The sequence below is a fragment of the Caulobacter sp. CCH9-E1 genome (assembly GCF_001556515.1).
Classification (GTDB): domain Bacteria; phylum Pseudomonadota; class Alphaproteobacteria; order Caulobacterales; family Caulobacteraceae; genus Caulobacter.
Genome location: NZ_LSJA01000257.1, coordinates 1 through 554, shown reverse-complemented (window position 1 = coordinate 554; position 554 = coordinate 1). Strand labels below are relative to the sequence as shown.

Sequence of the window (554 nt, the reverse complement as noted above, 5' to 3'; positions counted from 1 at the left end):
CAACCCTCCGCTAAATCCGCAGCCCGGCTGTCTCAAAACTTCTGACGACGTACAACCCGAGGCAGCCAGGTGACCGGGTGAGGCGGGCCAGGATTTAACGCGCGGCAGTGATCGTTGAAAGGGCACTCGAACGGGGTGGTGCAATGAGGCCCACGCCTGGCATCAGGTGTTGCGCGAGCCTTCAATACGGCTTGGGCGCCTTCAACCCAACCTGCAACTTGCCCTGAGGCGGTTTTGGCTTCTGCGGTCACATCACGTTCGACAAGCAAGCCCTGATAGTCGCCGCCGCCCCGATAGGTCCAAGAGGTGTCGATGTGCGCGATGGCGATTAATTGGAGGTTCACTCCAGCGCGATCAGCGACGTAGGCCTGAACCGCTACGTCAGCGAGGTGATAATCTTTCACGCTGCCGCTCGATTTCACCTCGACGAGTTTCCAAGCGTCCCCGTCTATCGGCTCCAGAATGTCGGCGAAGACCTGAACGCCGCCCGCCGATAAACCTTGATCTTCCCCCGAAAAAGTGGACGGGGTTAAGCCGCTCTGCGTTCCATCTCG

Annotated in this window: 1 protein-coding gene; it reads right to left on the bottom strand. The window is 59.6% G+C overall.

Going from position 1 to position 554, the window contains the following annotated elements; genetic code table 11:
• Nucleotides 1-32: 32 nt before the first annotated feature.
• Nucleotides 33-554, bottom strand: a 522-nt coding sequence (locus tag AX690_RS23375; RefSeq protein ID WP_197426867.1) for a hypothetical protein, incomplete at its 5' end; no start/stop codon positions are given.